This is a genomic window from Microbulbifer maximicatervae (SeqCode), from assembly GCF_052467955.1.
Window position 1 is genome coordinate 3,675,813 of the sequence record NZ_CP174329.1, and the last position, 10,321, is coordinate 3,686,133.

Sequence of the window (10,321 nt, forward strand, 5' to 3'; positions counted from 1 at the left end):
CAAAATGATGTTAAGCTTTTTCTTCCTTAGACCCTATAAATAAAACGCAAATAATAAAAGATAACATCGCCAAGTATGCGTTTAATATAAATGCCTGACTAATCCCATAAGATATATCACCAGCCATTGCGACTATTGTGGTATTCAGGCCCAACCCCACTGCACCACCAGCTATTTGAATCATAAAGATTATTGCTCCGGCCAAACTTGCTCGACGCGGATCAACAACCGATATTGCAAACGTGATTATAGTAGAATTGAATAAACCAATACCCGCCCCCAAAATTAACAACCCGGGAACCAAGCGAATATATTGACTGTCCTGAAAGATATGAGACAGCATATATAAACCTAAAGCCATTAATAGCGTTGCTATGGAGACAATTGGCTTGGCTCCCAGCACCTTATAGACTTTACCAGCAACAAAACCAAATACACTAAACGCCAACATAAGTGGCACCAATCCCAGACCTGCTATTGTTGCAGAAGCTCCATGGACTTTACTTAAATATTGCGGGATAAAAAAGAACCCCGCATAGAAGAACTGGGCAATTAACAACGCGGCACAGGCTGCGGTGACAAAAGACTTATTTCCTGCTACATCTGGAGGGATTAATGCCCCCTCAGCTTCTCTCCCCTCAACCAATATAAAGAGGCAAAACAAGAGAAAAAAAGCCATAAACAGCCCAAACACCAGATAGTTTTTAAACCCTACATCGACTACAAAGTCGAAAGCAAGCAGAAGAGAGAATAGTGCTGATGACAGTAGAGCAATTCCTCGATAATCTAACTTCTCTTTAGGCACATTTAACGAGTCTGGTGGAATCACTCTGAAGCAAAGATAAAGAACCACTAGAGAAAGTGGTAAATTAATAAATAGAATCCACCTCCAGCTGATATAGTCGGCCAGAAAACCTCCCACTAATGGCCCTACAGAATTTGCTATTCCGCATATCGTAATAATCAGCCCACCGGCCAACCCTGCATTCTTCGGTGTCATCAGACTGTACATCATCCCCAAAACAGCCGGCCAAATCAGCGCACTCCCCGCCCCCATAAATGCACGGGAAACCAACAGCATCCCCATACTTCCAGCAATTCCGCCCAAAAACGAGAAAATCATGAAAATTAATAACCCGACAATGAATGTTCGCCTCCTACCATACATGTCAGCCAGACGACCTCCTGAAACTATCAACACACCGCAAACCAATGCGTAAGCACTAATTACCCATTGACTCGTAGTAAGATCTGACTGGAACTCTTGTTCAACCACAGGCAGTGCCGGTGAAAAAGCAGTGAAATCATTGGCCACAAGAAAGATGGCCAGGGACAGCGCAACTAGACCAAGGTATAGATTACTTTTCACCGAGGCCTTTTTATCAACCATACCTAAAAACTCGGCTTGTTCTCAGTGAAAATAGCAGCCATTAACGAACCGTTTTTGTTGAAAGACCAGAAAAGAAAATCATGGAAATCAAGAACCCAAGTAGTGCCAGATAAGCATCAACCACAAAGGCCCGCTCAATCCCAACAGCAATGTTGGGAGCCATTGCCAGTAAAGTCGCATTAACCCCCAGCCCAAGTGCCCCTCCCACAAATTTAAACATATAGATAATCGACCCTGCCAAACTGGAATCACTGGGCTCAACGACACTAATTGCCGCTGTAACAATCGTAGGGCTATATATGCCAATACTGCTGCCCACTATCAAAAGCCCGGGAAGAAAACGAATATAAGATGCTTGGGGCTCAACAGCCGACAGTAGAAACAGCCCTAAACACATCCCTAAACCGCCAACACAAATCAAGATCTTAGCGCCTAGCCGCTCGTATAAAGCGCCAGAAATATAGGCTACTACACCAGAGCTGACCATTAATGGTAACAACGCCAACCCTGCCCCAAAGGCAGAATAGCCCTTTACCTTGATAAATAGCTGCGGGATGTAAACCAGGGTCGCAAAGAATGCGATAGCAACAAAGAACATACTCAGTCCAACGGCGATAAAGCCTCTGTTCTTTATCAACTCTCCGGGAATTAGCGCGTTATTCGGATCAACAGTTTCAACAACAGAAAAAACTATCATGAGAAATATGGACAGTACCAATAGGCCCCACACATAGAAGTGAGACAAGCCATACTGAACCACCAGATCCATAGCCAGGAGGAAACTAAATAAAGACCCACAGAGGGTAATAACACCCCAATAGTCAATTTTCTTAGTGCTTCTCTGCATATTAGCTGGAGGATATTTACTCCAACACAGAAAAATAACCAGCAAAGCAATGGGAATATTGATGAATAATATCCAGCGCCAGCTGGCAAAGTCAGCCAATAGACCACCGATCACTGGGCCACTGGCATTGGCCAACCCCGTTGTAGTGAGAATCAATCCTCCGGCCAGTCCGGCCTTATCCCTGGGCAAGAGGGAGAAGACCATACCCAGGATGGCTGCCCAGGCCAAGGCTCCTCCCAACCCCATCCCTGCACGGGCGAATAGTAGCGTCCCTATATTTCCCGCAAATCCACCAACAAGGGAAGATACCGTAAAGATATAGATGCCGGTAATAAACATTCGCCGGCGACCATAAATATCAGCCATTCTGCCCGTAGACACAATCAAAACGCCATACACCAGGGTATAGGCATTAACGACCCAGTGAATGGTGGTGATATCGACATTGAATGTCTTTTGAATTGCCGGGAGTGCCGGCGAAAATGCCGTATAATCATTGGCAAGAAGAAATGCCGCCAACAGTAGCGCAAAAAGCCCCCAAAAATGGGAGGGAGTTAAAGGTCTTCCATTTGCTGCCATTGATTCAATCTACACATACTTTGTAACCAGTATGGTGTATTTGCCCCAGTACCCAACCCTCCAAAAGCCTCAATTCGCGATCAAAAATCTATATAATTCGAGCCACTATCGTATTTACATGACAACAGCTAGTGATTACTATTAATTAAGCTACACCCCACTTGAAAACAATAGATTTAAGCGAGTTTCATCAAGAAGTACATGCCTACAAATTATTACAAAGCGCCTAAGGCCAACCTGGAAAGTAGAACCACTCCTGCGCCCAAAACTATATCCTTCCTTATTGCCCTTAAAGCTACTGCGCTAACCTGTGTCGTATTGCCAACTATTATTGCGGTTTTTTCCTTGCCAGGTACTTCCGGAATTCAGATTCTTAGTGGCACATTCCCCATGCTGACATTCTATCTGATGACTACTCTGATATCCTTAATCTCTACCCTAACCTACGGGAAGCTTATTGAGTACTTCCTGTTAAAGATGCAGAGATACAACCGAATTTCCATGGTATTGGGTGGTGCTCTTCCAAGCATTCTCCTTTGCTGTGCAGGAGTAGCAACAACAGAATCAGGTTTCTTCGGTCTCGCATTTATTATCGCTTTATACTCAATTCCCATTGCCTTTTTATGCCATTATTTTGTTGAAAAATCTGGCAAAGATGTAAAGAACGCATAAAAGAACCTGTCACTTCCCCTTTTAGACGAAGAATTAAGAGCCTCCGATCACCTTTGGGAAATTCTTCTCAGAATATTGATAGTTAATTCCCAAGGAAAACACTCTGCCCATAATCAAAAATCGGAGGGTCATCCTATAACGTCATCCAATATCATTTTAACGATAGTGCTTTGGATGTCAGTGGTAGCTTTGGGTGAAAATAATTCAAGTAATTACCCAGGGATTTGAGAGCCGTCTTTGCCTAACCAGCTATTCAGCAGAGTCCCAAATCGACAAACAGGCAGTAATCCGCTTGATAGAACTTAATATGTTGATTTGCAAGGAAATAGATATGAAAACTTACGCCTCCATTGCTGCGGCAGTCGCTATTGCCATCAGTGGGCACGCTGCCGCCAATACAGTTATTCCCATTCAAAACGGTAATGGAAATTCAATAACAGCCAACCAGAATGATCCATCAACATCTGGTAATTTTGCTATACTTACACAAATCGGTGACAACAACTCAGTGACCACATCTCAGCTAGTCAACACTACGAATAGTGTTATCAACAGCACCCAACTTGGCGACAACAACACTGTTTCATCGATTGATCAAACCGATGCCACTACATCGACTGTTACCGTACTGCAAAATGGTCAAATCAATTTATTTAATGCACTTCAAAGTACTACCACCTCAAGCACCTCGACGACTACGCAAACTGGCACATCCAACCAATACGGTACGGTACAAATCAATTCATCACTTGATACTACTGTAGTCACTCAAAATGGTGACTCAAACAGTGGCTCTGTTATTCAATCAAGCACATCGGGGAGTGGACTTTTCGTCACCCAACTTGGAACAACCAATTCCGCAGGCGGCACTCAGTCAGGTGAAACCTCGAGTACTGCAACAGTATTTCAAAATGGTACATCGAATATGGCTGCGTTTGGCCAAGGCGTCGGAACGGGGAATAGTCAGACTACGACCCAGCTGGGAACGAGTAACACATCATTAGTGGTGCAGTTTACCTCAACCGGCGATACTGCCGAGTTATTACAAGATGGTGATTCAAACGATGCTGATATTTCCCAAGAGTTTGGTACCGGCAATAATCTCTACGCCGAACAGCTGGGTACCACCAATATGGTTATGACTTATCAAACTGGCTCAAGTAACGATGGCGAAATTCTCCAGGAGGGATTAAGTAACTCAGCAGATTTATCACAGGATGGCGACTTGCTCGTAGCCTATATAGAACAAATCCAGACTTCGAATACTGCAACAATTACCCAAACATCAACCAACAATAATGCCAGTACTATGCAGATGGGTTTTGCCAACACCCATGACACCACCCAGGCAACAAGTGGAAACTCAGCAACTGCTACCCAGCTAGGTACCAGTAATACAGGTACCATCTTGCAGTAATTTATCGGCCGGCTCCTGTGAGACTCAAGCTGGAGCCGGCCATACCTGATGATATAGTGATATTTACTTTGCTATAGTAAATCTTTCAACAATTAAAGCCCCCAGGTTTTTACCCTCCCCTATTTTAAATCTATAAAAGAAATGACTAACGTCATTAGTCACTTCTTTTTATGCAAGACAAGCAGCAATATAGGCCTGCAACTATCTCTTTAGGGATTTCTTCTCAGTAGATTGATAGTTAAATCCCAAGGAAAATACTGCTCACCTGACCGAAAATCGTTAGGTCATCCTACATCATCACCCAAAATCATTTTAACGATAGTATCTTGGGTGTGAGCAGTAACTTTGGATGGGAAAAATTCAAGTAATTACCCAGGGATTTGAGAGCCGTCTTTGCCTAACCAGATATTCCGCAGAGTCCCAAATCGACAAGCAGGCGGTAATCCGCTTGATAAAGATTAATATGTTGATTTGTAAGGAAGTAGATATGAGAGCTTACACCTATATTGCTTCGGCACTTGCTTTAGCAATCAGCACGCATGCTGTCGCCAATACCACGATTGTCAATCAGAATGGCACCGGGAATACAGCAACAGCCAACCAAGCTGACCCCACAACGTCGGGCAACTTTGCGATATTCACTCAAACCGGTGACAACAATTCATCGACCACATCACAGATAACCAACTCTACAAATAGTGTTATAAACAGCACCCAAATTGGCGACAACAATACGGTTTCGACGATTGAGCAAGATAATGCGACCACATCGACAATTACTGTACTCCAAAGTGGTCAAACTAATTTATTCGATGCCACTCAAACCAATACCACATCGGTAACTTCGACAACCACACAAATTGGCACTTCCAATCAATTCACCACATTACAAGCCAATTCCTCCCTGGATACTGCCGCTATTACCCAAAATGGTGATTCCAATATCGGCTCAACTATTCAATCAAGCAGTTCAGGAAATGGGATTATTGTTACCCAACTTGGAACATCCAATGAAGTCGACGGTACTCAGGCAAATGAATCCTCTAGCACGGCAACTGTATTTCAGGATGGAACATCAAATATGGCTACCTTTTTTCAGGTCGCCAACGGATCGGGGAATGTTCAGAGCACAATCCAGTTAGGGACAGGTAATACCTCACTCATAACACAATTTACATCTACCGGTGGTACTGCTGAGCTAATACAGGATGGCGATTCAAACGATGCTGATCTTGGACAGCAGGACGGCCTCGGTAATAACCTTTTTGCCGAACAACTGGGTACAACCAATATGGTTTTTGCCATTCAATTTGGTGACAGTAACGATGCTGAGATCGAACAGGATGGCTTAAGCAATTCCTCTACGCTATTCCAGCTTGGAGATTTACTGGTCGCCGATGTGGAACAGATTGGAGATTCCAATACGGTTACGATTAATCAATCAATGACGATGAATACCGCCAACATTATGCAAATGGGCACAACAAACACCCATGATACCACCCAGGCAACATCTGGGAACTCTGCAACCGCTACGCAAGTGGGAACCAGTAACACCGGCACAATCTTGCAGTAGTCCACAGGCCGGCCTCCACAAACACGAGCGAGGCCGGCCATTTTGTTTGATCTATCGAGGCCTGTATCTCAAGAAAATAGCTCCCGCCACCCTGTTTAATAGCCGTCAAAATATTACATACTTATACGGCTCAAGCATAAATCCACTCATAGAGTTAAAGCTACATTTCAGGGATCAACTCTAAGGCCAGGGATATTTACCAGTACCCTCTTTCTCAAACTGCTCTAACTTCTCTTTGGCTTGAGGTAAAAGGTCATAGATTGGCGGGTTGTTGGATATAAAACCGATCTTGAATTGTGGGGGATACTTAATAAGTTCTTTCATATAGTCTCCCGCCGATGTCATCACTGGTACAAGCATTGGCAAATGACGCACACCGATACTGACATCTTCCTGAGGATTGGAATAAAGGTTAAATAATATTGCCCCACCACTCTCAACAAAAATGGGACCACTGAACCCGCCCCAGTTTCCCCTCTGTACGACACCATTTTCGATTTCTGCCGTCCATACATATTTGAACTCATCAATACGCATGGCAGAAAAATACTGATTCATCGTATAGGGCCGACTACGGCGTGCAGACTGGCCATTATCCGCCAACAGCATTCCCGTTTGATCGATACCATCGATATATCGATCTTCATTAACAAAACTTGCCACCTCCCTACCGGGCTTGCCCGCTATTGAAATGGCTGTGTTAAATAGATCAGCCAGATCAAACAACCCTTCAGTTCGGCGAGGCTTTATCATCCCCTTCCAATAGGCAAATGTCGGTACCCTCACACCACCTTCCCAGCTAGTACCCTTGCAACCCCGAAAAGGTGTTCGGCCATAGGGGGGAACCTCACACTCGGGGCCGTTATCCGAGGTAAAGAAAATCAGAGTGTTATCCAGCTGGTTTGTCTCCTGCAAAGCACTAAATAGCTGTGCAAGTACATAATCCATATGCACCATACAGTCGCTATATACTGTACGAGCTCGCGATTTCCCCGCCCATTTATCAGATGGATAATTATCAAAGTGACAACCTCGGGGGGCGTGATACAAAAAGAATGGCTTTTCAGAGCTTTTCATTTGCCTGATGAAATTTACACTGTAATCCATCCATTGGTCATCGAGTACCTTGATATAGTCCAGGTCAATCAAATGAACATCTTCACACCGTTCCGTATCCTGCGGCGTACAGTGTACTTCGCTATGACTAAAAGGCTCCTTCTGCATCATGGCAAAGCGCTCTGGAGACAGTGCCACTTCCGGATTAAAATAGATGTCTCTCCATTCCGTATACATATCTGATACACCGAGAAATCCTCGGTAATCGTCATAACCAACGTTCTGCGGTAGCGATCCCCTATTTTCACCTATATGCCATTTACCGACCCCCTGGGTAATGTATCCCAGCTTCTTGAGTATGGCGGGCAATGTGACTGCACCATCCAAACCGCCGGCTTCACCGTACATAGGCGGGCGCAAAATGCCATGGTGCAAGGGGTTCTGACCGGTATGAATCGTTGCCCGTGTTGGCGAGCATGAAGGTGTTGAGTAGGCAGAGGTTAGAATAAGCCCCTCATTCGCCAATTTATCCATGGTGGGTGTGGCATTGCCGACAGCAATACCTCCACCATTAAAGCCAACATCCATCCAGCCCACATCATCAAGTAAGAAAATCAATATGTTAGGCTTTTTGCCAAACTTCTCCTCCAGAAGAGCCAGCTTCTGTCTAGCTTGCTTTTCCTCTTGCGGATGCTGAATTACCGGATACATATTATCAGCCAGCTTTACAGGCTTTAGATGGATAAACTGATCCGGGTGGCTATATCCTGGTGCAGAGGTTGGCCCCGTGGTGCTTCCCCGTAAATTCTCTGCCAGAGCAATGGGGCCTGGCACCATAAAGATTACAACAAGAGATACAACAAAAGATATATCAGCCAAGAACCCCAACCAAGACAGTTTCATATCCAAGATCCATTTCGTATAAATTTGCTATTAGCAATCTCTAAGAGCTCAGCCGTTCCTGAGCCACCAACATTTAAAAGGTAACAACCCATACGAGTTAACATTGCTAATACTTGTTGAAGGATAGCTCTGACCACTCGCCTTATCCCTTGCAGTCAGCAATTAGAGAGAATGAAAATATGAAACACGTTCCTAAAGACCGATAAGAAACCGTATTGCCCAAGAAGAATCCAAACAGCGCGTCAATTACTTTCTCCGGGGCTCCTGGAAGAAGAAAAGTGCAATCAAGAACCCTATAAAGACAATAAATCCATCAACCAGTAACGCCCGATTAACGCCGGTAGCAATATCCGGTGCGGAGGCCAATATGGCTGAATTGATCCCCAAGCCCACAGCGCCACCTAAAAAACGGAACATATAGACAACAGCGCCAGATAAACTGGATTTACTGGCCTCTACGGAAGTTATTGCGGCAGTCACAGCGGCAGGACTAAATATACCTAATCCAATGCCAATCAATAACATGCCCGGTACAAAGACCAGATAGACGATATGATTACCGTGAACTGAGAGCATAAAAAGCCCCAGACTCATCGCCAGAGCACCTGAGCAGAGCAGCAACTTTGGGCCAAACTGTTCATGAATTGCTCCAGATACAAATGCAAAAATGCCAGAAGAGACCATAGCTGGCAACAAAGCCAATCCGGCCTGAAATGCAGAATAATGATGCACGCTAATAAAAAGCAAAGGGATATAGACAAGAGTTGCAAAGAAGGCGATAGCGACAAAAAACACACTAACTCCTGATGCCATAAACACACGATTTTTCACCAAGCTCGCTGGAATAAGAGCATCATCTGCCATTCGAGCTTCAACAAAAGTAAAAGTTATCGCAGCCAATAAAGATATTGCCAGTAGACAGAAAACCAAGAGTCGAGAATTACCTGTCTGAGTCATTAAATCAAGAGCCAACAAAAACAGGAAAAGGGATATGGAGAGGGTTAACACGCCCAAGTAATCAATTCGCTCGTCTTTTTTCTCAAAGCGCTCTGACGGGTACTTCAATACGTAAAAAACGACCACAAAGATGGCAATGGGGATATTTACAAATAAAATCCAGCGCCAGCTCAAAAAATCTGACAGCACTCCTCCAATAACAGGCCCGCAAGCAGTAGATACACCTAATGCGGCCAAAACAAAGCCCCCAACAAATCCTGCGCGATCAGATGGCAACAGTGTGTAAGCCATCCCCAGCATTGCCGACCAGGCCAATGCACCTCCCAACCCCATCAATACCCTGGCGATTAACAGCACCCCTACCTCACTCGCGAACCCTCCCAATAGCGATGAGCAAGAAAATATACCAACACCAATCAAGAAAACAGTTTCACGTCCATAGATATCCGCCAAACGCCCACTGGTCACAATAGTGACTCCATAGGCCAGGGCATAGGCATTCACAACCCAGTGAACGAATGATATTCGGACAGAAAAGTCTTTGGCGATAGCGGGGAGAGCCGGTGAAAAGGCAGTAAAATCACTAGCGATCAAAAATACCGATAAAAAGAGAACAGATAGCCCCCAGATTTGCCCCTCTGAGATACCCTTCACTTTTGTCATTTTTACTATGCAAGCTCTCTTAGGCCCTACCTAGTCACACTCTAGATCATGGGGGCAGAGTAAGAGCCTAACTGCCCGTACAATTACATATATTGTATTTGGCGATGATTGAGGCGTAGATAAATGGATTTGGAGGCTTATTGGCTAAATCCGTTAAATGACGGCTAATAACGCCATTTACTCTTTACTTAAAAAGTGGAGTTAAATAGAGGGATTAAGCAACCTGGTTCTTTTCCATTTTAATAACTTCACATTATTGTT

General features: G+C 44.4%; 7 protein-coding genes. 3 read left to right on the forward strand and 4 right to left on the reverse strand.

Features of this window, described 5'->3' with window-relative positions; translation table 11 throughout:
- Positions 1–10: 10 nt before the first annotated feature.
- Together ACJJI5_RS15815 and ACJJI5_RS15820 are read right to left on the reverse strand one after the other, a co-directional pair.
- Positions 11–1,390, reverse strand: a complete 1,380-nt coding sequence (locus ACJJI5_RS15815; RefSeq protein ID WP_445354591.1) for an MFS transporter — start codon at positions 1,388–1,390, stop codon at positions 11–13.
- Between the two features lie 40 nt (positions 1,391–1,430).
- Positions 1,431–2,816: an MFS transporter gene (locus ACJJI5_RS15820; RefSeq protein WP_445354592.1), complete on the reverse strand. Its 1,386-nt coding sequence runs from the start codon at positions 2,814–2,816 to the stop codon at positions 1,431–1,433.
- A gap of 201 nt (positions 2,817–3,017) precedes the next feature.
- Here ACJJI5_RS15820 and ACJJI5_RS15825 point away from each other — a divergent pair, with 201 nt between their 5' ends.
- The 3 genes from ACJJI5_RS15825 (at position 3,018) to ACJJI5_RS15835 (ending at position 6,481) form a co-directional block, all read left to right on the forward strand.
- Positions 3,018–3,488 (forward strand): hypothetical protein, encoded by a 471-nt coding sequence (locus ACJJI5_RS15825; protein ID WP_445354593.1) that lies wholly within the window; start codon positions 3,018–3,020, stop codon positions 3,486–3,488.
- Positions 3,489–3,681: 193 nt separating this feature from the next.
- On the forward strand, positions 3,682–4,905 hold the full coding sequence (locus ACJJI5_RS15830) for a hypothetical protein (RefSeq protein WP_445354594.1): 1,224 nt from the start codon (positions 3,682–3,684) through the stop codon (positions 4,903–4,905).
- Between the two features lie 349 nt (positions 4,906–5,254).
- The gene (locus tag ACJJI5_RS15835) at positions 5,255–6,481 is read left to right on the forward strand and encodes a hypothetical protein (protein ID WP_445354595.1); all 1,227 of its coding nucleotides are present in this window, start codon (positions 5,255–5,257) and stop codon (positions 6,479–6,481) included.
- A gap of 180 nt (positions 6,482–6,661) precedes the next feature.
- Here the strand turns inward: ACJJI5_RS15835 and ACJJI5_RS15840 are convergent, their stop codons facing one another.
- Positions 6,662–8,440: a sulfatase-like hydrolase/transferase gene (locus tag ACJJI5_RS15840; RefSeq protein WP_445354596.1), complete on the reverse strand. Its 1,779-nt coding sequence runs from the start codon at positions 8,438–8,440 to the stop codon at positions 6,662–6,664.
- Positions 8,441–8,686: 246 nt separating this feature from the next.
- On the reverse strand, positions 8,687–10,060 hold the full coding sequence (locus ACJJI5_RS15845) for an MFS transporter (protein WP_445354597.1): 1,374 nt from the start codon (positions 10,058–10,060) through the stop codon (positions 8,687–8,689).
- Between the last annotated feature and the right edge of the window lie 261 nt (positions 10,061–10,321).